Origin of the sequence: Leptolyngbya sp. AS-A5 (assembly GCF_039962495.1) — a bacterium.
Classification (GTDB): Bacteria; Cyanobacteriota; Cyanobacteriia; order Leptolyngbyales; family Leptolyngbyaceae; genus Leptolyngbya.
On the sequence record NZ_JAMPLL010000031.1, the window covers coordinates 1 to 22,578 of the forward strand.

At 49.2% G+C, this 22,578-nt stretch carries 18 protein-coding genes, 1 tRNA gene and 1 pseudogene; 7 read left to right on the forward strand and 13 right to left on the reverse strand.

The features are described 5' to 3' along the window. From NC980_RS21980 to NC980_RS22010, 7 genes and pseudogenes are all read right to left on the reverse strand, one after another. A pseudogene (locus NC980_RS21980) lies at positions 1-91 on the reverse strand (IS1 family transposase); the annotation flags it as partial. Between the two features lie 92 nt (positions 92-183). Then, positions 184-348 carry a hypothetical protein gene (locus NC980_RS21985; RefSeq protein ID WP_190378920.1) on the reverse strand — a complete coding sequence of 55 codons (165 nt, stop codon included), beginning with the start codon at positions 346-348 and terminating at the stop codon, positions 184-186. 71 nt (positions 349-419) lie between these two features. Further along, positions 420-4,286: a PAS domain S-box protein gene (locus NC980_RS21990; RefSeq protein ID WP_190378921.1), complete on the reverse strand. Its 3,867-nt coding sequence runs from the start codon at positions 4,284-4,286 to the stop codon at positions 420-422. Positions 4,287-5,146: 860 nt separating this feature from the next. Further along, positions 5,147-5,704, reverse strand: a complete 558-nt coding sequence (locus NC980_RS21995) for a hypothetical protein (protein ID WP_348254072.1) — start codon at positions 5,702-5,704, stop codon at positions 5,147-5,149. A 202-nt stretch (positions 5,705-5,906) separates the two neighbouring features. Beyond that, on the reverse strand, positions 5,907-6,110 hold the full coding sequence (locus tag NC980_RS22000) for a hypothetical protein (protein WP_190378924.1): 204 nt from the start codon (positions 6,108-6,110) through the stop codon (positions 5,907-5,909). Positions 6,111-6,332: 222 nt separating this feature from the next. Continuing rightward, a tRNA-Pro gene (locus tag NC980_RS22005) sits at positions 6,333-6,406 on the reverse strand. Positions 6,407-6,516: 110 nt separating this feature from the next. Then, positions 6,517-7,677 (reverse strand): ferrochelatase, encoded by a 1,161-nt coding sequence (locus NC980_RS22010; RefSeq protein WP_190378925.1) that lies wholly within the window; start codon positions 7,675-7,677, stop codon positions 6,517-6,519. A gap of 103 nt (positions 7,678-7,780) precedes the next feature. Between NC980_RS22010 and NC980_RS22015 the strand changes: the two genes are divergently transcribed. Together NC980_RS22015 and ilvB are read left to right on the forward strand one after the other, a co-directional pair. After that, positions 7,781-8,290, forward strand: coding sequence for a hypothetical protein (locus NC980_RS22015; RefSeq protein WP_190378926.1), 510 nt, complete (start codon positions 7,781-7,783; stop codon positions 8,288-8,290). A 305-nt stretch (positions 8,291-8,595) separates the two neighbouring features. After that, the gene (gene ilvB / locus NC980_RS22020) at positions 8,596-10,434 is read left to right on the forward strand and encodes a biosynthetic-type acetolactate synthase large subunit (RefSeq protein WP_190378927.1); all 1,839 of its coding nucleotides are present in this window, start codon (positions 8,596-8,598) and stop codon (positions 10,432-10,434) included. Between the two features lie 205 nt (positions 10,435-10,639). Here ilvB and NC980_RS22025 read toward each other — a convergent pair whose 3' ends face one another. Further along, the gene (locus NC980_RS22025; RefSeq protein ID WP_190378928.1) at positions 10,640-11,674 is read right to left on the reverse strand and encodes a hypothetical protein; all 1,035 of its coding nucleotides are present in this window, start codon (positions 11,672-11,674) and stop codon (positions 10,640-10,642) included. Between the two features lie 96 nt (positions 11,675-11,770). Here NC980_RS22025 and NC980_RS22030 point away from each other — a divergent pair, with 96 nt between their 5' ends. Beyond that, positions 11,771-12,328 carry a YIP1 family protein gene (locus NC980_RS22030; RefSeq protein ID WP_190378929.1) on the forward strand — a complete coding sequence of 186 codons (558 nt, stop codon included), beginning with the start codon at positions 11,771-11,773 and terminating at the stop codon, positions 12,326-12,328. On the opposite strand, the gene pheS is transcribed toward NC980_RS22030, so the two are convergent. Beyond that, a complete protein-coding gene (pheS, locus tag NC980_RS22035) occupies positions 12,325-13,326 on the reverse strand; it encodes a phenylalanine--tRNA ligase subunit alpha (protein WP_190378950.1) in 1,002 nt (333 codons plus the stop codon). The genes NC980_RS22030 and pheS overlap by 4 nt on opposite strands. A gap of 68 nt (positions 13,327-13,394) precedes the next feature. Here pheS and surE point away from each other — a divergent pair, with 68 nt between their 5' ends. Beyond that, entirely contained in the window at positions 13,395-14,183 is a 789-nt protein-coding gene (gene surE, locus NC980_RS22040; RefSeq protein ID WP_190378930.1) for a 5'/3'-nucleotidase SurE, read from the forward strand. A 224-nt stretch (positions 14,184-14,407) separates the two neighbouring features. Here surE and NC980_RS22045 read toward each other — a convergent pair whose 3' ends face one another. Then, positions 14,408-14,593 carry a hypothetical protein gene (locus NC980_RS22045; RefSeq protein WP_190378931.1) on the reverse strand — a complete coding sequence of 62 codons (186 nt, stop codon included), beginning with the start codon at positions 14,591-14,593 and terminating at the stop codon, positions 14,408-14,410. An 18-nt stretch (positions 14,594-14,611) separates the two neighbouring features. On the opposite strand from NC980_RS22045, the gene NC980_RS22050 reads away from it, so the two are divergent. Both NC980_RS22050 and NC980_RS22055 read left to right on the forward strand, forming a co-directional pair. Beyond that, the gene (locus NC980_RS22050) at positions 14,612-14,911 is read left to right on the forward strand and encodes a prevent-host-death protein (protein ID WP_190378932.1); all 300 of its coding nucleotides are present in this window, start codon (positions 14,612-14,614) and stop codon (positions 14,909-14,911) included. Positions 14,912-14,916: 5 nt separating this feature from the next. Next, on the forward strand, positions 14,917-15,084 hold the full coding sequence (locus NC980_RS22055) for a hypothetical protein (protein ID WP_190378933.1): 168 nt from the start codon (positions 14,917-14,919) through the stop codon (positions 15,082-15,084). Positions 15,085-15,121: 37 nt separating this feature from the next. Here the strand turns inward: NC980_RS22055 and NC980_RS22060 are convergent, their stop codons facing one another. Together NC980_RS22060 and NC980_RS22065 are read right to left on the reverse strand one after the other, a co-directional pair. Then, on the reverse strand, positions 15,122-16,675 hold the full coding sequence (locus NC980_RS22060; RefSeq protein ID WP_199298711.1) for an LCP family protein: 1,554 nt from the start codon (positions 16,673-16,675) through the stop codon (positions 15,122-15,124). Positions 16,676-16,970: 295 nt separating this feature from the next. Next, a complete protein-coding gene (locus NC980_RS22065) occupies positions 16,971-19,136 on the reverse strand; it encodes a pentapeptide repeat-containing protein (protein ID WP_190378934.1) in 2,166 nt (721 codons plus the stop codon). A gap of 201 nt (positions 19,137-19,337) precedes the next feature. Here NC980_RS22065 and NC980_RS22070 point away from each other — a divergent pair, with 201 nt between their 5' ends. Then, positions 19,338-20,441, forward strand: coding sequence for a hypothetical protein (locus NC980_RS22070; RefSeq protein ID WP_190378935.1), 1,104 nt, complete (start codon positions 19,338-19,340; stop codon positions 20,439-20,441). On the opposite strand, the gene NC980_RS22075 is transcribed toward NC980_RS22070, so the two are convergent. After that, positions 20,438-22,492 carry a recombinase family protein gene (locus tag NC980_RS22075; protein ID WP_190378936.1) on the reverse strand — a complete coding sequence of 685 codons (2,055 nt, stop codon included), beginning with the start codon at positions 22,490-22,492 and terminating at the stop codon, positions 20,438-20,440. The genes NC980_RS22070 and NC980_RS22075 overlap by 4 nt on opposite strands. Positions 22,493-22,578 lie beyond the last annotated feature (86 nt).

A 22,578-nucleotide genomic window follows, 5' to 3' on the forward strand; every position in this document is an offset into this window, starting at 1 on the left:
GGCGACCACAACTGCGACAAAGATAGCTTTGTATGCCGTTACGTCGTCCGTTTTTAACGGTGTCGTTGGATTGACAGTGTGAACATTGCATCATTCTTCTATTATGCAATGCCCAATAAATGAATGTACTCAGGATTCCCAAGATGATAGCGATCGGGACATGGAGCAAAGCCACTGCACTCCTCACCGTAGAGAATTTTCTGTACCGTCTGGATAAAACCAAGCGCACCATTTCCCGTCCGCTAACCAGACGTGCACCGGATGATAGAAGTAGCAGGTCAATCCGGTAACCACGATCGTTAAAGGAATGCCAACTGCCAACGCTGGGATCAAAACGCTTGATATCAACCGCGACTTCTCCTATTTAGAATGTAATAGAATACAGAACACCAACAGCGATATTGGTGGAGAAGCTTCCTTTACATCTGCGAACCAGCAATCAGCACTGCTTCTGCTGCCTGGCAATTCAGGGGCTTTGCGAAGAAATAACCCTGCCCTTGTTCACAATGTAATTGGACTAGCTGAACTAATTGGTCTGCCGTTTCAACTCCTTCTGCAATCACAGTCATTCCCAGATTGTGAGCGAGAGTGATAATAGCCTGGACAACCTCTGCATCAGCTGTTGATTCCTGCATCGCGCTGACAAAGGAGCGATCAATCTTTAATGTTTGGATCGGCAACTGGCGTAACCGGCTGAGTGAAGAATAGCCTGTACCAAAATCATCAATGCACAATTGCACCCCAAGTGCCTGAAGCTGTTGCAGAAGAGCCATAGATCCATCATTATCCATAATGCCGCTCTCGGTAATCTCCAACTTCAAATTGCCTGGATCTAGCCCAGTCTCTTGCAAAACTTGGTTAATTTGTTCCACTAAGTTGGGCTGAGCGAATTGCTTACTTGAAAGATTAACGCTCATGGTCAATCCAGCAGTTGTGAGCAATTGGGTTTGCCATTGTTGAAGCTGACGGCAAGACTCATACAATACCCATTGCCCAATCGGCACAATCAGTCCGGTTTCTTCTGCGACTGGGATAAATTGAGCCGGAGAAATTAATCCTTGCTCCGGGTGCAGCCAGCGCACGAGAGCTTCAAATCCAGTAATCCGACCAGTAGTGAGTGAGACAATGGGTTGATAGTAGACCTGAAGTTCCTGTCGTTCAATTGCCCGACGCAAGGGCATCTCTAGCTGCAACAGCGACATCGCCTGACTGTGCATCGCTGCATTAAATACTGCCCAACAAGCTTTGCCTTTTCCTTTCGCGTGATAAAGGGCAGTATCCGCATCACGCAACATGTCCTCGGGATGAGTATAGCCTATCCCACTCAATGCAATCCCAATACTCGCCGTGATAAAGACCTCATACCCATTCAAGTTGAACGGTAATTTTAATGCCTGATGTATGTGTTCAGCGACCAGAGTGGCATCTTTCTCGTCCTTAATCGCCTCCAGTAGAATCGTAAACTCATCTCCCCCTAAACGAGCGATCGTCTGCTCGGAACCCAGACAGCTTGCAAGGCGTTTGGCAATCTCCATCAATAATTGATCGCCCACTAAATGCCCCAGACTGTCATTGATCACCTTAAAGCGATCGAGATCGACAAACAGCACCGCAAATCGATGGTTGGAGCGACGTTTCGTGCGGGCGATCGCCTGCTTCAGCCGATCCATAAACAGAACCCGATTAGGCAGCCCAGTCAGGGCATCGTGGTAAGCCTCATGCACTAATTGGGCTTCCAGCTGCTTACGCTCCGTAATATCGGTGGAAATGCCATCAATCCGGATGGGTTTACGAGTTGCATCATAAACGATGTGGCACCGCTCATGCAGCCAACGCACATTACCATCAGGTCGAAGAATTCGATACTCCAATTCATACCCTTTCTGCTTCAGCAAAGCTTTATTAGCAAGCCGGACTCGCTTTTGATCATCTGGGTGAACTATCTCCAGCCACAGCTTTGAGTTGTCAAAAAATTCCGCTAATGACCGACCGTAAATCTTCTCCGCCGCAGGATTGAGATAAAGCGTTTCCTCGGTTGCGGCTGAAACGGACCAGACCACATCTTCGAGTGAGCCAAGAATGTTATTCAGTCGTTGTTCACTTTCCCGCAGAGCCATCTCGGCTCGTCTTCGATCGGTTACATCGGTAAGCATCCCCAAGGCACCAATGTAGTTCCCTTGCTCATTAAATAAGGGAGCCGTGGAAAGGAGTGCCCACAAGTCTGCTCCATCTTTGCGGCGGAACTTGAAATCGTGCATTTCACAAACACCCTGACGGCAACGTTCTAAGTAAAGATTAGCAAGCGTCTTGCCCTCCTCATCCATAAAGGCAAACAAAGGCTTCCCTTGCATCTCATCGGGGCTGTAGCCTAGCATGGTCGCGGTCTGTTGATTCACAAAACTAGTATTGCTGTCTGCATCCAGCATCCAAATTCCCTCAGTTGCCGTCTCTACGATGCGGCGATACTGTTCCTCCTGTTGCCGCAGCAATTCTTCTGCTGCTTTGCGCTCAGTGATATCAGTTTGTACTCCCACAAAGTGAGTCAGGCATCCCGCTGCATCAAACACTGGTGCAACATACAGTTCATTCCAGAAGAGCGTGCCATCTTTGTGGTAATTTCGCAAAGTCACATGGCATTCTTCCTGTGCCTTGATAGCAGAGCGTAATACGGCTAGTGCAGGTTGGTCAAAATTGCCTCTTTGAAGAAAACGACAATTTTGACCGATTACTTCAGCTGCCTTGTATCCAGTAATTGCTTCAAAGGCTGGATTGACATAAATGATTGAATTATTGGGTTGATTAGCATCGGTGATCACAATTCCATTACTGCTGGCGTTGATTGCCCGCTCCATCAAATGCAATCGTTCTTCTGACTGCTGGCGCGAAATGAAACTAGACAGGATGTTGGTGACCGCTTGTAAAAAGCGAAGATCGTCTGGTGTGAAGGTGCGAAGCTTATCTGTAAAGCAACCTAAAACACCGAATGGCTGGGATTGACCAGAAATGGAAAGGCTTACACCGCTCACAACTGAGTGATTATGTAATAGGGGCGAACCACTAAATCGGGTGTCAGTCCTAAAGTCCTTGATTAGCACAGGCTGCTGTGTAAGAAGTGCATACCCCAAGTGGGAATTGGACTGGGTGCCAACGAAGGTAGACCCAATGAGTCCCTCTTGCCAGCCAACGCCAGCTTGCAGCAACAATGTACTGTTATTGGAAAGCTGTTGCCAAATTCCACACAGCGTGACTCCAAGAACTTGAGCAATCAAAGTGACCGCTTCGTCCAGTAGCTGAGCGAGATTGCTCGATTCAAGTGCTAGTTGCCCCAATTGAGCCACTGCACCCTGCAGGTGCGCCTGTGCCTGGAGAGCAATTTCGGCTTGTCTACGTTCTGTAATGTCATAAAAAGCACTGAAAATCGCAGGTTCATCATTCCAGGTTAGGAGCCGAAGAGAACCAGCAGCCCAAAAGGGGGTATTGTCCGCTTTTCTAGCTTGCACTTCACAGTAAGAAATATATTCCTCTTGCAGAAGTCGCTGGACTATTGCTTGACGGTCAAGGGCATTGTTGTAAAAGCCGAGGACCGTACGTCCAACGAACTGGTTGCGAGGAAGTCCAAAGGTTCGCACAGCCTGTTGATTTGCGTACAGGAGCTGTCCATCCGTCACACGGCTAACAGTGAGGGAAATGGGAGCAGCTTCCGCAATTGTGCGGAACGGAGTTTCGCTCTGTTGCAGTGCCGTTTCTGGCTGTTTCTGTGCTAGGGGTGCCTCAGTGGACTGTCTCTGCTCCGTTAGGTTCGTCCAGATCCAGAGGGTTGCCGATTGCTCTTCATACTCAACGCTCTGAGCGGAGACTAGCGTATCTCGAAGCTCCCCCTGTGCTGTTTTCAGCTGAAGCTCATAGTGAATCAACTGCTCCTTATCTTGCAGTTTGTTCAAGATTTGAGCATGGTTAGCAGGATTGGCGTAATGGTCAGGTTCGATCCTGTCAAAAATCTCGCTCTCTGGAATGCCGAATAAAGGCTGCACAAGTTGATTTTTCAGCAGAATTTGATGGTTCTCTGTACTGACCAGAGCAATTGGTAAGGGAGTTAGCTCAACGATAGCTTGAAGCAACTGCTCTAATGCCGTCTTCGATCGCTCACAAGCGCTTAATTCCTGCTGTAGGGCTTGATTAATTTTCTGGCACTCAGCAAGACACAGCTGGGATAGTGCTGCTAGCTTAAAGCAAGATTGGCTTGAATCTTGCTCACTGTTTTGAAAGCGAGAACCAACCGAAGTCATCCTAACCTCCTGAGGGTTGTAGGGGGAACACAACTAGCCGTCCTGGCTTTATTTGACGAGCTATTCCTGGGTGGGGGTAGATCATGAGGGTTGGTCAAGCAAAGTTGTCAAAGCTAACAGAGTAGGGGGACTAATCTGCTGATGAGTTAGATCAATCAAGGCCGGAATTACCAAGGATTGAACCAAGATTCGACCAGCAAGAGCCTTGAGCACCATGACAGCGTGCTGTCAACGTTCCCAAAGAGGAATTAGAGACCTTAAGATCTGTTTAAATTTATACTAAATTCAAGTAAAACTTTCCTTTTGATACGAAGTGTAAGGTTTGCTTCATAAGAATAAAGAGGGCAGCAACGACTTCTATAAGAAGTTAGGGATAACACCAATCCAGCGGACAGGAGTAAGCGTCTCGCCCCCTGTACAAAAATCCCCCAAACCTCAGAAGCCGAAGCGCCCAGCTACTCCTAAAAAAACACAGCCGTCTCCGTAAAACGCTACCAATACACTCAAGCCCGCGGACGAGCAGGCATAGCTAACCTGAAGCAAGAATAATCCCGGCTACGTTAACGTCAGTTCCGGTTAAGTCAAACGCTATGAGCCTTGTTAGGAAAGGACTTTGCCGAATGGTTGTGCTTCCAGCTATTTTCAACAAAGGCTAATTATTGAAAATATTTCCATTTGAGAGCCTTGTTGACAGCACCTTGATGTACCCCAGTGAAACAGAGTACGAAAGATCAAGGGTTCCGGCGATTTCTTATTGGGAACTCACGTTAATAAGTGCCAGATTTCACACAGATTAAGGGTTCTGAAGCCGCCACATTGAATAGCCGAATCACGATCGCGCATTAGCATCCCTAGCAAACTCAATTCACGATCGCCCCCACTTCCGCTTGCTTCTCCAAATCTGCCGCGATCATGAATACTCGCTTCTTCGCTTCGATCGACAGTTCGGGGTCATTCATCAACGCATCAAACAGCAGATTCAGTTCAGCTTCGACTTCACGATCGACCAGGAGGCGAACCGTAGCACTCGGACTCCAACGCTCTGGGAATCGACGTGCGAGAAATTCGGCTGCGGCTTTCCAATTCTCTTTGGTGTGCGATCGCCATGCCGTGAGCATTTCTACCTCTAAAACGGCTTCTACGTGCCGAACAGCCTCGACAAACTCGACATACACACGATCGGATTTTCGCGTTTTATGCGTTCCCTCGCCACGCTGCATCCACATCCGAAACGTGGAATAGTCGATTCCAACAAACGCGCAAGCCGTTTTCAGCGAAGCCCCAATCCGAATCGCCTGGAGCAAACGTTCTTGCAGTTCTGGCGTTAATTTCGTCGGTCGCGCCACGATCGCACCTCCCTCACAAAAGAAAGCGATCGCATCCTGACAATACGATCGCTCAATGACTTTCCAAAGCATTTCTCAAAGCAAAGATACCCGACATCAAAGTTTTTCTGCCCTGCGGAACCGTTCAAGCAGATCGAAAAAAGCTTCTCGATACGGATTGGGGAATTGCCTATTGCAATGCTGCGCCGTTGATCGCACCACCAAAGAAAACGCTTCAGGGTCACGATCGCCCAACCGATCAAGGTCGTCCAGCAGGGCTGTAAAAACCAGGCATTCAAAATCGACCGCACCCAATCAGCCATCGACTGATCGCATTCAGACAGGGGACTTGATTTTCTCGATGGAGCGATCGGACAAACCCCCACAATTCGCCAGCCGAATCATTGATGCCGATTTGCAGCAGTATGGTTTCGGCAACGATTCGTTCCGACTCGATCGCGCTGATTTGTTGCAATTGGGGAAAATCACTTAAATTCATTCTCATATTTTGGCGCGATCGCCTGTACTAATCAAGGCTTCTTCCCGATGAGCGCTCAGTCCCAATACAGCAAAAACTGCGGTATCAGTCTCGGTATTCATAGCTTTTTATGGGTAACTTTACCCATAAAAAGCTATGAATACGGCATTTGATCCGCAATCCCTTCCTATTCGGTTATTTTCGGTTTTAGGGCTGAGTCCTAAATCTAACTCCTGAAACCAATCGGGATGACAGGATTTGAACCTGCGGCATCCTGCTCCCAAAGCAGGCGCGCTACCAAGCTGCGCTACATCCCGTAACTAAGCTTTGAAATTATAACGCGATGTTTAAGATTGCACAATCAAAATCTTTCAACTGAGCAGGAGAGAAGCGCAGAACCGCCTCTCTCCTTAACGTTCACTGATTATTAATGATGGTGATGTCCATGGTCGTGTGCATGGTGATGCCCGTGATCATGATGATGGTGAATTTCTCCGTGAACGGGAACAACCGCTGCCGCTTGCTCAGACAAAAGCGATTCAATCTGGGGATCTGCCCACGTTGCAACCATCTTTAGAAAGTCAGGATTGTCATTCACGCAAGGCATCCTGATATATTTCACATCTGAGTGCTTGCGATGCAGCTTCTCGATAATGTGTTCAACATCTAGCAGCGTTTCGTGGTTTTCGGTGGCAAAGCCGATCGGCATAAAGACGATCGCTTTTGCGCCGAGGTTGATCAGGTTTCTTGCTGCAAGATCAGCGTTGGGTTGCGTCCATTCAATCAGCGGCGTTTGGTGATTCAACCAGCCTACTGAAATCAGCGGATAGCGATCAATCAAGCGATCGCGCACTTTGTCGTAAAGCGCTTGGCTCTCGGTGATACCGGAGGTGAATCCTTTTGCTTTATGGGGGCAGCCGTGATTCATCAAAACAATGCCGATCTGCGAGGGAAGATAGGCTCCAGCGAGATCAGAGTGAATTTGAGATTCGACTAACCGCGCCATCAAGTCGATATATTCGGGTCGATCGAAAAATGAGGGAATATAGCGAGTCCCTTTCAGCCAATGTTCGCCATCATCGACTGAATTTTCTAAAGCTTTGTTCACCTGCTCGACGGCAATCCCACTGGTAAAAATAGAATCAACAACCAATAAGGGATAAATCAGAACTTTTGTGAATCCCTGATCTTTAATCTCGGCTAATACTTGTTCAGGTAAGAATGGCTTACAGAAGTTAAACGCCTTGAAAACTTGGACGCGATCGCCCCATTTTTCTTGCAGTGCGGCTTCGACTCCTGCACGTTGCTGTTCAAAGATCGCATTATGGGGAGAAACAAACTGACCGTGCTGATGTCCCCACTCGTGCAGATCGAAGACTGCTAAAAGCTTTGCTAAAGGTGGATAAACCCAGGTAGGGACAGGTGCAAACTTTGCAGTAAGGAGATTTAAAGCTTGTTCGTTGTAATTTGCGAAGTCTTCGTAGCTTTCGACCTCGCCATATCCCATCAGCAGTACAGCTACCCGCTCTGAGTTGGAAGATACATGATGAGAGTGAGAATGTTCGAGCTTTTCTGGAGTCGCGACCACGGTGTAAAACCCCTTGCTTTCGTAGAATGTCTTGGTCTAGCTTCAGGCTAACATCCCCCACTGGGGGACGGGGCGGATTAGTGAAATATTGTTACCCAGAGTAATGGAAATTCTTATTTGTCCAGGAATGCACCCGCCTGCGCTCACCGATGCGTTTCTCTCAAAGCTATCTTTGGGGAACTGTCAGGTTTTTCCGCCCGATCGACCTGTTTATTCACCCCGGCATCTTCTCGATTTCTTTTCCCCGCAGGACGCGGTGCTGATCATTGCGTTTAGTGCTGGAGTCGTGGGTGCGATCGCGGCGGCTAGAATTTGGCAGCGTCAAGGGATTCGGATTGCAGCGCTGATTGCGATCGATGGCTGGGGCGTTCCTTTATTCGGGGAGTTCCCGATTCACCGAGTCAGCCATGATTACTTTACTCACTGGAGTTCTCTGATGATGGGGGGAAACGCAACTCATTTCTACGCCGATCCACCCGTTGAACATCTGATCCTATGGCAATCTCCTACAACGGTTAAAGGAATTGTTAAACCCTCGAATGCTGTAGTTACGGCTGCAACTTTCATTAGTGAGATCATTAGTGAAATCGTTGAGCATTACAAGCTAGATTAAAGTTATGAATTCCAGACAGGACTCTTCCCTTAGTTCAGCCACAACACAAGCTGGATTAATTAAGATTCTCCTGATGGGTAACGATCAATGTTACGGAGCTTGAAGTGATGTCAAGATCTTCTGACGCAGCGATCGTCCGTTAAATTTCAAACGTCTGACGCAGCGGGAATTCTTGAAAAGATTTCCTCAGTCTTTCTCTCGACACAGATAGGGATCAGCTTTACACTATATTTCTATTACTTGCATCCTACGATACAAAAATCTTCCAATTTATCCAATCGCGCGTACTCGAAGAGGTTACTCCAGTGCAGTTGCAGCAACGATCAGCAGTCCAAAAAGTGACGGGTGCTTTTGCTTTAATCGATAGTCTTAGTCGCCACGGTGTTAAGCACATTTTCGGATATCCAGGCGGGGCAATCCTGCCCATTTACGACGAGCTTTATCGGGCTGAACAAGCTGGAATCCTCAAGCATATTCTCGTGCGCCATGAGCAGGGAGCCGCTCACGCAGCCGATGGATACGCCCGTGCAACCGGACAAGTGGGGGTTTGCTTTGCAACCTCTGGTCCTGGCGCGACCAATCTTGTCACCGGAATCGCCACGGCTCACATGGACTCGATTCCGATGGTGATTGTGACCGGACAAGTTCCGCGCCCCGCGATCGGCAGTGATGCGTTTCAAGAAACCGATATTTACGGGATTACTTTACCGATCGTCAAGCATTCCTACGTTGTGCGCGATCCGCGAGAGATGGCGCGAATCGTTGCCGAAGCGTTTTACATTGCAAGCAGTGGACGACCGGGGCCTGTGCTGATCGATGTGCCGAAAGATGTCGGTGTTGAGCAATTTGATTATGTTCCCGTTGAGCCAGGTTCAGTGCGCTTGACGGGTTATCGTCCGACGGTAAAAGGCAATCCGCGCCAGATTGGGCAAGCCTTAAAGCTGATTCGGCAAGCGCAGCGTCCTTTGCTGTATGTCGGCGGTGGCGCGATCGCAGCAGGCGCACACGCCGAGATCAAAGAACTGGCAGAGCGCTTCAAGCTACCTGTCACTACAACTCTGATGGGATTGGGTGCCTTTGATGAGCATCACCCGCTCTCGGTTGGAATGCTGGGAATGCACGGTACGGCTTACGCAAACTTTGCGGTGACTGAGTGCGATTTGCTGATTGCTGTAGGAGCGCGATTCGACGATCGTGTGACTGGAAAGCTGGATGAATTCGCCTCTCGCGCCAAAGTCATTCACATCGATATCGATCCGGCAGAAGTAGGTAAAGTGCGTTTGCCAGATGTGCCGATCGTAGGTGACGTGAAGCAAGTTCTAACGGATTTGTTGGAGCGTAGCAGCGAAGAAGGTGATCCCGTGAACCCGGCGCAGACCGAAGCGTGGCTTGCAAGAGTCGATCGCTGGCGCGAAGATTATCCGCTCGTTGTGCCGCAATATCCAGGAGTGCTGTCGCCGCAGGAGGTGATTTTTGAAATCGGACAGCAAGCTCCAAACGCCTTTTATACCACCGATGTAGGACAGCATCAGATGTGGTCGGCTCAGTTTCTCAAGAATAGCCCGCGCCGTTGGATTTCCAGCGCAGGGCTAGGAACGATGGGCTTTGGAATGCCTGCGGCAATGGGTGCAAAAGTGGCAGTTCCAGACGAAGAAGTCATCTGTATTAGCGGTGATTCCAGCATTCAGATGAACATTCAGGAGCTTGGAACGCTGGCGCAGTATGGCATCAACGTCAAAACCGTGATTATTAACAACGGTTGGCAAGGCATGGTGCGGCAGTGGCAAGAAGCGTTCTATGATGAGCGCTACTCGAATTCCAATATGCAGGTGGGAACACCGGATTTTGTCAAATTGGCAGAGGCATTTGGCATCAAAGGCATGATTGTGGAAACGCGGGAAGAACTGAAAGCCGCGATCGCCGAGATGATTGCTCACCCTGGTGCGGTGCTGATGGATGTCCGCGTGAAGAAGGATGAAAACTGCTATCCGATGGTTCCATCTGGTAAGAGCAATGCTCAAATGATGGGATTGCCTGAGCGCAAACTTTTAGAGCGGGCAGCAGAAACGATCGAATGTAGGAATTGCAGTACAGAGAACGTTCCGACCAACAAGTTCTGCCCGAACTGCGGCACGAAGATCTAAAGACCTAAGCGATTTTGGCGGCGGTTTCATTCAGGCTGATTGAGTCTGCGTATGAAGCCGCCGCTTTTTAATAGTATGAGAAGCGATCGATCGCTTCTCATACCAAATTGATTTGTGAATGTGTCAGATCCTCGCCCCCTAAATCCCCCATTCTGGGGGACTTTGAGTACAATCTGTCGCGTTCTATGTTGAATTCGGTATCAAACTACTGAACTGAGCGTTGGGGACATTGAGATACTAAAGATTGGTTGATCGACCAAATCGGCAACTGTGCAACTTGATCGATCGTTTGTTCAACATAGGGGCGATTGTTGGGCGCGATCGCAGTTCCGAAATAGCCTTTATCCCCGCTATGCTCATGCGATCCACTACTGCATACCGTGAATCGCCCTTGCCGAAAGGCTTGATTGATCGGAGAACCCACTGTCCAATTCCAACGCGATGGGAAAAGCACATAGCCCAGCGTTGGCACTAAGTCTTGCTGACCTTGAAAATGATAAATGTGGTCTACTTGATCAAATCCGGCTTTCCCGTCGAATGCTCCTCCGATCGAAACCACGGTTAATCGAGCATTCAACCATTCAGCAAGATAAGGAGTTACCCCCAGTGCGACTTGAGCACCACCACTGGTACTGATCAAAATTAAGTTAATCCGCTGCTTGGAAATGGGGTGAGCCGCATTCATGCGATCGACGATCGTGTCTGCAATTCCCATACTGTAGACCGGCCTATAGCGGTAGTCGGATGAAATCGCAAATCGCCAGAGGTTACGAAGGGGAATCAGAACGCTACCAAGCAATTCGTCGTTATCCCTTGCCAGTTTCCACAACGGCTGGAACACTCGCTCACTCCCTAAATCTCGGTTTGCGACTGAGTAAGGAAAGACATCTTTTACTGCAACACAACTTTGATGTTGTTCGACGAGTCGATCGAGGAAGTATGTTTCACCTGCCGTGATTTCATTGGGCGAAAAGTTGCCGATTCCGGGTAGGAATACAATGTAGCAATCGATCTTTGCGCCTGAGGTGCTTTGAGGTAAATCAGAGACTGGGTTCGACCCCGGCGCTGTGACCCAACCCAGGCTTTCAGCATTCTGGTTGAGCCACCACACGATCGTACCAACGGGCGCGGTTACTCCCCACAGAATCAAAAATCCACCCATTGAAACGATAAGCTTGAAGGTCGAGCCTCTTAGCTCTCGACCAATCTCTTGAACGGTGCGGTTGATCCACTGCCACATTTGAACTCTTTTATGAAATGAACTCTTTTATGAAAGTGTTGTTACGGATCACTATCTCAGCCCCTTGTCAGCAAATGAAGTTTCGCAGGATAGATTATGAATGAACGTGCTACTCAGGCAGGAATTTGGCAGACCATTCGCGCTGCGCTGACCTTGAATGCTCAGCTTTATGAAACGGCTCAAAATACGTCCAAGACGCATCGACTCGCTTTTACGATCGTTCTTCTCGCTGCTTTGTCTCGCGCTCTCGGCAGTGCGGCCATCCTGCTGCTGACGCGAACTACACCCTTCACTTTTATCCTGGTTTTACTGCTGAATGTTTTGAGTGTGATTGCCAGTTACTATATTTGGACGTTTACGATTTGGAAAATTGGACGGTGGCTAAAGTCCGACGCACCGAGTTATCGCGCCCTACTTAGCCCGATCGGGTTTGCCTATTCGCCGCAAATTCTCAACTTTTTGACGCTGATTCCATTGTTAGGAAGCGCGATCGAGATAATACTCGCGGTCTGGACATTGATGGCTGTGATTGTGGCAGTCCGTCAAGCGTTAGATGTTAGCACTCGTCGGGCTGCCTTGATTTGCTTGCTTTGTTTCCCGATCATTCAGATTGCAATCGGGGTGATTCAAGCGGCACAACAGCTCATTGATTAGAACTGCTTGAGGAATCTCAAATCACTGCTGTACAAACGGCGAATATCATCGATTTGATGCAGCACCATTGCCAGCCGCTCCACTCCAAATCCAGCCGCGAATCCTGTGTAAACTTCCGGATCGTAGCCCACGGCTTTCAGCACATTCGGATCGACCATGCCACAGCCGAGGATTTCGAGCCAGCGTCCTTTCCATTTCACATCCACTTCTGCAGAGGGTTCGGTGAACGGAAAGAAACTTGGACGGAACCGGATTTCGACCTCGCCAAACAACTCCTGTAAGAAGACTTTGATCGTTCCTTTGAGGTCAGTAAAGGTTAGACTTTCATCGACGGCTAGAATCTCGATTTGGTGGAACACTGCCGAATGAGTTGCATCGACTGTATCGCGGCGATAGGTTCGACCGGGAACTGCCACGCGAATGGGCGGATCATTGGCTTCCATGTAGCGAATTTGCACCGGAGACGTATGCGTTCTCAGCAAATTGCCGTCTGGCAGAAAAAGTGTGTCTTGCATATCTCGCGCAGGGTGATCCGGCAAGAAGTTCAGCGCCTCGAAATTATAGTAATCTGTCTCGACTTCGGGGCCTTCTGCGACGGTGTAGCCCAGCCCTACAAAGATATCGAGGACTTGATCGATCGTGCTGTTCAACGGGTGCATCCGTCCCTGAGATCGCCCCACTCCCGGCATGGTGACATCGATCGTTTCCGCTTCGAGTTGCGCCGCGATCGCTGCCGTTTGCAGGGCAGCTTTTTTCTGATCGATCTCGATTTGGATTGCTTCTTTCACCTCGTTGGCGCGTGCCCCGATTCTGGGACGTTCTGCCGGATCGAGTTTGCCCATGCCGCCGAGCACTTGCGGAATTGGCCCTTTTTTGCCGAGATACTTGACCCGCAATTGTTCAAGCTGATCGAGCGATGGGGTTTCGGCGATCGCGCTTTTCGCTTCTTGCCGAATGGCATCTAATTGTGATTCAAGTTCGTTCGGTTGAGCCGCCATAATCAGTAGTTTATAAGTCCTAATTCGCGTCAAAATGAACTGCGAACTTGTTTATTGTAGTGGAAAGCATGAGACTCCTGATCAGCAACGATGATGGTGTTTACGCGCTCGGCATTCGGACGCTGGCGAATACTCTGGCAGAAGCAGGGCATACGGTGACGGTGGTGTGTCCCGATCGAGAACGATCGGCAACCGGGCATGGGTTAACGCTGCATGATCCGATTCGAGCGGTGCAGATGGATCAGGTGTTTCGTCAGGGGGTGAAAGCGTGGGCGTGTTCGGGGACACCCTCGGATTGTGTGAAGTTAGCGATTTGGGCATTGCTGGAGGAGAAACCGGATTTTGTGCTTTCCGGAATTAATCACGGGTCGAATTTGGGAACGGATGTGCTGTATTCGGGAACGGTTTCGGCGGCAATGGAAGGCGTGATCGAAGGAATTCCGAGTATTGCGTTTAGCCTCACCAGTTTTCAGTCGCAGGAGTTTCAGCCTGCGGCAGATTTTGCTTGTACGCTGGTGCAGCAATTGAAGAAAGATCCGTTGTCTGAATTGATGCTGCTGAATGTGAATGTTCCGGCGATCGAGCGTGATCAAATTCGGGGTGCGATTCTGACTCGTCAAGGAGTGCGGCGCTATACGGATGTGTTTGAGAAGCGGGTTGATCCGCGAGGCAAGATTTACTACTGGCTTTCGGGTGAACTGCTCGAAGATGTCGAAGATCCGGACATTCCCAATGAAGGAATTCCAACAGATGTGGAGGCAAATCGCGATGGATATATCACCGTCACGCCACTGCATTATAATCTCACCTCTCCACTGGGCTTAAAGCTGATGAAAGATCGAGATCTGAGCCTCTAAGCAGGATCGTTCCACCTTTGAGGTCGATCGTTCGTGGCTCAGGCACGATCGTTTCCCGCTTAGGGGTCGATCGTTGGCGCTTTGAGGGGCAAGCTTCCCGCTTAGAGGTCGATCGTTGTTAGTTTCTAGCACGATCGTTCCATCTCAGAGATGAATTGTTCCCGCTTTGAGGGGCAAGTTTCCCGCTTAGTGGTCGGTCGTTGTTGGTTTCTAGCACGATCGTTTCATCTTGGAGATAAATTGTTGGCGCTTTGAGGGGCAAGTTTTCCGCTTAGTGGTCGATTGTTCTCGCTTTTAACTCCAACATTCAGGCTTTTTACAGAAATGTTGGGTTGTTTCGCGATCGTTAACGTCTGATTGGGTTGATCGAAGCTGCGATCGTGCAGACACACTAAAATAATCAAATCCACCCCGAATCATTCGCTATCATGCAGCAGTTTTCGATCGAAGAAATGCGAGAGCGAACACTACGTGAAGCGGAGCTACCGCAAGACGTTCTCACCTCTGCAACCCATGAACCTGTCATCCTAGTCAACCAATCTCAGCCCAGTTATGTTGTGCTGTCGATTCAGAACTATCAGCAACTCATCGATCGTTTAACCGAACTCGAAGATCACGCCCTCGGACAACTCGCAGAACTTGCACCACAAAACTCCTCCAGAATGGGAACCGAGACTTTCGTCGCAGAACTTCAAAAACTCGCTCAACTAGACGAAAGCAGTTCATAAAAACGATGGCAAACGCAATGACGATGAAGTTTATAAACAACTCCGTCGGTTATTTGACTAAGGTGCAACCTGACATTGCATTGAGCGAACGATCGCTGCGGCAAATCCGTACACGAAGTGCAGCGAAGCTTTCGCTCATCCAAAAAATTCTGAGGTTGTTTCGCGATCGTTAAAGTTTGTTTTTATCGATCGCGGCACCCAGCCCTCAATTTAATTCGATAGCTTACTAGTCGGCGTGTCTGAAGGCTGTTCAGCAGTCGGACGCTTAATCGATCGCTTCGGCTGTAACGCATCTCGACCAAGCTGAACCGTCACATCCGATCGCAAATCGCCTGTATTCTCGATCCGGACTTCTCCAAACCCCAACGCTTCCCGAATCGCCTCAGCACTACTGACATCTCCCCATTCCGCCACAATCCGCGTCACGCTCAACGGCTCGTTCCAGGCCTGCCCTTCGTAGACATTGCGATAACCCGCATTATCCAAGGCGGTCATAGCTGTCTGGATGCTCTTGGCCTGCTTCGTACTATCTTGAATTGCAACTCTCAACGCGGCAGGATCTGGAGCCTCTAGACTTGAGGTTCCATAATTAAAATACTGTGCCATCATCCCGTTAATTCGCTTCGGATCGGGCAACCAATAGCTTGCTTTGTACTCGCCAGGGGAGCTAAATTCGCCGGGAACCATCAGCATTTTGGTGTTCGATCGATTCACCTGTGAAGCAAATCCAACTAAGGCAACTAATTCTTCAACGGTCAGATTCGTATCAATATATGATTGCACCACGCCCAACACACTCGGAAAACGGGCAACTGTGCCGGGATTCAGCGATTGTTCCATCAATGCCCGCATCACCATTTGTTGGCGCTGAATCCGTCCGATATCGCCGTTCTCGTCTTGACGATAGCGCAGGAGTTGCAGCACTTTGCTGCCGTCTAGCTGTTGTCGTCCCGCTTTGAGATTGATGTACAACCGTTGGCTATCGTCCTGATATTTCATATCCTTCGGGACGTGAACGGTGACACCACCGAGGGCATCCACTAAAGCCTGAACGCCTTGAACGTTGATCGTCATATAGCGATCAATCCCCACTCCCCCAAGCAGTTCACTCACCGATTTGGCGCTCAGCGCAGGGCCGCCATAAGCGTTCGCTTCGTTGATCTTGGTCATGCCGTGATTTGCAATGTAGGTGCGCGTATCACGCGGAATCGACATCACCACGACCTTCTTATTCTCCGGATCAAATCGGAGCAGCAGCATCGTATCCGTTAAGCCCTCGAAAGAGTTCACCAAGGCTTGATAAGGCAGCTTCTTCAGGTCTTCGGGAGCGTTACTGACATCGGTGGTGAGAACTTTTGTGCCGAGGACGAGGATATTGACTGGACGAGTTAAGGCAGGGAGTTGCAGGCTCATTCGGGTCGAAAAGCGATCGCCCTTCTTGAAAATCGAGGCTTCAGAGGCGGAAAGTTGTCGCTGCATCAAGGGGGTACTAGCAAGAGAGACTGCTAGCAGCGCTCCTGCAGTGGCTGAGATCATCGCAATTCCGCTAAGAGAAAGCGCCATAAATAACAGCCGCATTCCTTGCGATCGCTGGACAGGCTTCTTTTTGCGGAGCTGTCCCGATGGGGATAACGGTTTAGTTTTTTGCGGCTGTCCCACTTTTTGCGTCGCGACCTTTTTCAAGGTCGATTTTTGCGTGGGCTTAACAGGCTGTACTTTCTGCTTCACAGAACGTTGATTGTCGCTTTTCACGGGTTCCCTCATCACACCATCTTTAAAGTCGGACTGAACAGATCACACTTGCAATTTCGGACTTTAATTGTATTCAACTAGCGCCGAATGCGCGATTTTTTAACGTCATTCCTCCTTTTAGGAGAAGACTAAAAGCAGAATATGAATCAATTTCTTCTAATTTGTCTGAGTTAACCGGACAAAATCAGCAGTGGTTGCATCGATCGCAGGATTGATTTAGGGCAATCCGATCGACGACTGAATTGATTTTAGAAGCAAAGATTGAAATAAATCACTTTTTTGAAATATACCTCTGGGCTGAACCTCATTACTTAAAGTAGATCAAGAGATTGAGTCCTGGGATCGTCCGGGAAAGCGTCCACAAGAGTAATGCGATATATAGCGTACCCAATGTCCACTGATACCATACGAGGATTGAAACAAGTCCCGGTAGATGCTCGTCCCTGAGCCGAATATCATTGAAGCCAAAGCGCAAAAAATTATTGAGGCTGAAATCAAAATAGTTTAACCAACTCCATTGCTTGTTCCACAAGATTGGCAAGTAGCGCTCTCGAAATAGGGGATATCTCGGAATGGTTGGCAGTCTTCCAACTAGGATTCTCAACTGTCGCAACGTGCCTTCTTCCAGGAAGTAGCTCACCTCCATTAACCCGTGGTATCGCCCTCGCAGGTATAACCAGACGGTCAAGCTTAAGGGCACAGGGATCACGACGATCGCCCAGCACAGCAGCGTGATGAAGGGGCGATCTGCGGTTTGAATCACGGCGGTTAAGCCGAGTAAAAACAGCACGATCGCGAAACTAAGGGTCGAAATCGTCTCAGAAGCCGTCGGCAAAATCGGTTTAGGATAACGCCGCCGCGCTCGATCGACCAGCCAAAACAACACACTAAAATAGGCGACGGTGACGATGCCAATGCCAAAACTCAGCCAAAAGCTCGTTCCGTCTCGACTGAGTAATAAAAGCAGACTTAAACAAATCCAGCGAAACCCGATCGAAAAGCGCCACCAGAGATTAAATGCAGGCGGTAATGGATCAGCCGCAATCACGCGGTCTCGGACGTTAATATAAGTCGCGATGCCGATTTGATCGAGCGTGAGCAGTTCGGTGAGATTGCGGAAGGGTTGTTCTATTCGGTGTCGAATAATGGCATTAGCCTGGGTTTCACTAAATCCAATTTGCTTTAATTGGGTGACGCTTGCAGAGTTGAGATCGGTTCCGAAAAACTGGCGTTTAAGTTGGCGCGATCGTAATAACTGAGTGGTGTAATCGATCTGATTGGCATCAGAAATTTGCTCCAATCGGCGAAAGTTTCGCACCAGTTCGCGCAATAAATTCTCGTTGCCTTGGAGTGTTGGCACTGAAATCACCCGCCCAATTTGCCCCGGATCGCCTAGGATCTTGGCTTTATCCGAATCGAATCGTAGTCCTGCCACATTCAGATAGGCGCTTTTTGCAAAACTGCAATAGCTAAAATCGGCACGATCGAGAATAGTGGCTCCGCGCAGATTTGCCAGTGAATTGAACTGTGCTTCGCGAAAGACGGCGGCTTTCTCGAATGTGGCATCGGTGAGAAAGAGCGATCGGCTAAATTTTGCTTTACTAAAGATGGCTTGCTCCCGCCATCGGGTCTGAGCAAAATCTGCATTGCCTTGCCATTGCACCCGCGTAAAGTTAGTCGGTTGATAGAAAACGGCTTGATTGAAGTTTGCCGTGGTTTGGAATTCTGCGCCTTGAAAATTCACCTCGCCGCGAAATTGGACTTGATTGAATTCAGCTTTCGCAAAGAAGATTATGTTGCGAAACTGAACTTCTCGACCAAAGTTCGCACCCGCAAAATTCATCGGCAAGCTAAATCGTGACTGAGAAAAGTCTGCTCCTGACGGAAACAGTGCCCCCTGAGCTTCGACCCGATTCAGGAAAAATGTATTTGTTAGGTCTGCAAATCCTGTGATTCTAGTTTGTACTAATTTGATCGGGGCACGAAATACAGTGAGTTGCAGAGAGGTGGTAATTCCGGTTTCTTTTGGCGCGACCAAAAGTGATTGCGAGAGGGTGCTTAATCTGTATAAACGTCTGCGATCGCGCCTTAACTGCTCTTGTTCCGTGGGTGTAAATAATTTCGATAAAGCTTCTCCGTCGTAGATCGGCGCACGTAACCCTAACTTGCTCGTGGTAAAGTCGCCCTCGATCTGCGAATTGCTCAGATCTAACCCGACTGGCACACCCGGACGCTGAAGTTGCGCCTGCACCAAACCGTAAAACTGATCTCGAAACCCCGCATTTTCAGGGCGCAGATCGATCGTCATCCGTCTGAGATCGACCATTCGCGTTCCTTCACTGGGCATCGGGGAGCGCAATCGCTCCTGCAACAATTCTAAAGTCAGTGGCACTCGTTCTAGTTCTGCTGCTTCAGCAGGAAGCGCGTAAAACCACACCAAAATCGTTAATAAAACTGCAAAAAACGGGCGCACAGTTTACCCAAAACTCTCTGTTTGTTTATACCGAACATTGGTGAGGCAGGCACAACTTTTTTCAGCGCGATCGTAGGAATGCGTGGTCGCGTAGATCAAATCAAGGTGACGTTTTTCGATATAAATACTGAAGGTAGATATTAAAATCTGGGGTGCGAATTAAAATATTTCAGTGTTTTCCATCTGTTCGCACTCGCTTTTATGCTCCGTGAGAAGTTTCGTCAGTATCCTCTCAGCGCCTTACTCTTATTGATCGCGGTATCGATCGCGGGACTCCTCTTTAGCAGGGTCATTCTGCAAATCATCCCACTGTTCAGTCACAGCACCTCTGTGAGTTCTAGCTTATTGGTCTGGGGAATTGGGGCGCTAGCGATTGCCTACGGATTCCGCTCTACTATCTGGGGAATTGGAGCGATTTTACTCATCGGGCTGGGGTATTGGGGAGACTGGAACAACATTTACCTCAATGCTGAATCTGACTCAATCGCGCTGCAAATGCCGATCGTCGCTGCAATTTTGTTTTTGCCGTTGGCATATTGGTGTCGATCTGGAGTGCTGTTTGGGTTGAGCGCGATCGCGGTTTGTTCGGCGTTAATCAGCAGCTTGGCTGAGATTGTGACTAAAGGAAGCGTGTTACCGCCTTTGGTGCTGGGTCTTCCTGCTGCATTGTTGTGGTCGTATGACGATGTAATCTGGACGCTGGGACGGCAAGAAAAACGGTTTCAACCGATCGCTCGTCGATTGGCAGTGCTGTATTTAAGTGGGCTATTTTTTTGCCTGTCGTTTCAGTGGACTTGGGCGAATCATGCCTGGTACAGCATTCTTTCCGGATGGCGATCGCTTCCCAGTGTGGTGTTCTTGGCGGCGATCACGATCGGGCAATGGCTGTATTTGTTTATTTCAATGCGGAGGTGTAATTGGCAGACGATTATGGTCGCCTCGATGATTGCACTGTATGGAATCGTTCAGGTTTGGCATCTCCGAGTGCAACCGATTCCAATCTTTGCGGCGATCGTGTTTAATCTGATGCTGGTTGTATTATCGATTACGACAATACGAAGCAGTTTACGAGCCGGAGAGCGATCGACGTTTTGGTGTGGGGTAACGTTTCTAATTTTGCAGATTTCAAGCCGCGCACTAGAGTACGACCTACCCGTGAAGCCGTTAATTTTTGGATTGTGTGGAATGGGCGCGATCGTCTCCAGTCTTTGGTTTGAACGTTATTGTCTACTCTCAAAGTCCCCCATTCTGGGGGATTTAGGGGGCAAACAACCGCTCAAACCGAAGCAGAAAATCTTCATCTAACTCAACGGAATTGCGGCATTCACAAGCGAGGTCAGAATTCCTGTCTGTTCCTGTCCGCTTGTCGAAAGATCGCTGTAGCACAAGAACAATCGCGCTTCTGTCCGTCCTAACAAATCGAGCAAAATGCGGCGTAATCGCTGCTCGTTCATGCGCTGTGTGTCTTCCACATCCCACACCTGCCCCGACCAATCCTGCAAAAATAACGGAGCCGCAAACAGCGAATCCACCCCGCTCAACCAGCGCGATGATCCCGCATCTAACCAAAATTGCCAGCGATGCGATCGCCGCATGGAACGATACTGAAATACCGTGGCTAACGTCACGGAATTGGGTTGCATTAGCCGCACCGGATAGGGATTCGCCGTCACCGTACCACTTCTCAGGAGTTGGATAAAGTTCCGCACGGTGAGCGATTGCGGTGCATCGCTTAGATCGCTGCGTCGGAGGCGATCGTCTACTTCCCAATAATGCTGCGCCGTTTCCATCAGTTCCCGCAGTCCTGCAAGTTGATCAAACGGTAAATGACTGCCACCGAGAAAGAATCGCTGAATAGCTCGATCGACCATCACAACCGGACTGGCAATCATTCGGGTTTCTAACTGCGATCGCTGCAATTCGATCCAGCGCACTAAGCCTTCATAGGCTTCTGAAGCTTGATACCCCAAACGATCCCAGCGTGGAAACGTATTCGCAGGGAGTAAGCGCGGTTGCTCCGGATGCGGCTCGAAACAATGATCGGCAAGCAGTCCCGCCCGAACTGGATCGATCGCATAAGTCGTAGGCGATTCGGATTTCTGACTGAGAATTACCAGCATTTCTGCGATCGTGTCTCGATTGGTCGCTCGTCCAAGTCCCGGATAAATCAGTGTCAATAACGTTAACAGAGAGCGCACGATTGGGCTACTCGCTAACGGTCGCTGATCGTTGAGAAACTCAACTGGAATATTTTGGCGCATCAGGATTTCCCGCAGTGCATACCGAGAAATTGGATCGATCCCAGGCCCAATCAGTGCAATATCACGCGGCTCAACCGTCCCCGATTGCACAGCTTTAATAATGATTTCTGCGGTCTGGCGAATGAGTTGCGCCTGCGTTGTGGTTTGAATCGTTTGAATCGTATCCGGCAAACTGGCAAAGAAAACGGGATCAGTCACAAGATCTAAAATGGATTCGCCGAGTTCGTCCATCAGACAGGATGAAACCCGATCGCTCAATTCCACCACCGAACATCGATCGCTCAGTTCGGCTAAATATACCGGATCGGCTCCCAGTCCCAAGCGTACCGCTCCATCTGGATTAAAACTAAACGCACAAGGGATTCGTCGATCGATCAAAAACTCAAACAACGATCGCACGATCGCGGGATACTCATCGACATCATCTGCAATTACTGCTTGATACCGTTCAAGTAAATGCTCTTGATACGTCGGGTTATGCAGCAAATAACGCCCGTATAAATCGGTAATCAAACTATAAGTGAGCAATCCCCGTCGCAAACACCACGATCGCCAGCGCTGCATCATGTCGCCGATCGTTTCTGATGAGAGCGGCAATTCGGAAAATCCTTCCTCTACTTTTGGCAAACCTTGATCGAGCATCGCGGGAATGTCCTCGATCGCAACCCCACCTAACGCACCAAGCTGCATCAAATCCAGTACCCGCCGCACTAAACGCGCTTCTGCAATTCCCGATCGTGCGATCGCTTGATCCAACTCAACCCGCCATAATTTTGTCGCTAACTCCTGCTCATTCTCAGGACGCAACCGCACCGGAAACTGAGCCTTCAGATCCAACTGCTGCACCAACAGCGACCAAAACAGCGTCACTTCATCTTCAAAGAATCCGAGCGGAGTTGTCGCTCGAAACGGAAACTTGCCCTGAGTCGCATCAGTCAGCCGATCGCTCAACTCCAATCGATTATCCCCGATCGCCGCCAACACCAAAATTCCAGATTTTCGCACCCGCATCCACTCGCACGCCTGCGCTACCAATCGGGCAGTTTTACCAGTGCGAGTTGCACCTGTAATCCAGACTGACGGAAATGTTTGCATTTGCCTGAACCCTCTCAACCGGATTTGTTAGGATACTTAGCACTTGCTTAAGATGCTCTTTCTATCCTAAACCTTTAGCCAAAAGC

Bases quoted from the DNA above. Each gene is read 5' to 3' on its own strand.
- NC980_RS21990 (WP_190378921.1), bottom strand. From the start codon at position 4,286: ATGACTTCGGTTGGTTCTCGCTTTCAAAACAGTGAGCAAGATTCAAGC.
- NC980_RS21995 (WP_348254072.1), bottom strand. From the start codon at position 5,704: ATGCTTTGGAAAGTCATTGAGCGATCGTATTGTCAGGATGCGATCGCT.
- NC980_RS22000 (WP_190378924.1), bottom strand. From the start codon at position 6,110: ATGAATTTAAGTGATTTTCCCCAATTGCAACAAATCAGCGCGATCGAG.
- NC980_RS22015 (WP_190378926.1), top strand. From the start codon at position 7,781: ATGGAAATTCTTATTTGTCCAGGAATGCACCCGCCTGCGCTCACCGAT.
- NC980_RS22025 (WP_190378928.1), bottom strand. From the start codon at position 11,674: ATGTGGCAGTGGATCAACCGCACCGTTCAAGAGATTGGTCGAGAGCTA.
- NC980_RS22030 (WP_190378929.1), top strand. From the start codon at position 11,771: ATGAATGAACGTGCTACTCAGGCAGGAATTTGGCAGACCATTCGCGCT.
- pheS (WP_190378950.1), bottom strand. From the start codon at position 13,326: ATGGCGGCTCAACCGAACGAACTTGAATCACAATTAGATGCCATTCGG.
- surE (WP_190378930.1), top strand. From the start codon at position 13,395: ATGAGACTCCTGATCAGCAACGATGATGGTGTTTACGCGCTCGGCATT.
- NC980_RS22050 (WP_190378932.1), top strand. From the start codon at position 14,612: ATGCAGCAGTTTTCGATCGAAGAAATGCGAGAGCGAACACTACGTGAA.
- NC980_RS22055 (WP_190378933.1), top strand. From the start codon at position 14,917: ATGGCAAACGCAATGACGATGAAGTTTATAAACAACTCCGTCGGTTAT.
- NC980_RS22060 (WP_199298711.1), bottom strand. From the start codon at position 16,675: ATGAGGGAACCCGTGAAAAGCGACAATCAACGTTCTGTGAAGCAGAAA.
- NC980_RS22070 (WP_190378935.1), top strand. From the start codon at position 19,338: ATGCTCCGTGAGAAGTTTCGTCAGTATCCTCTCAGCGCCTTACTCTTA.
- NC980_RS22075 (WP_190378936.1), bottom strand. From the start codon at position 22,492: ATGCAAACATTTCCGTCAGTCTGGATTACAGGTGCAACTCGCACTGGT.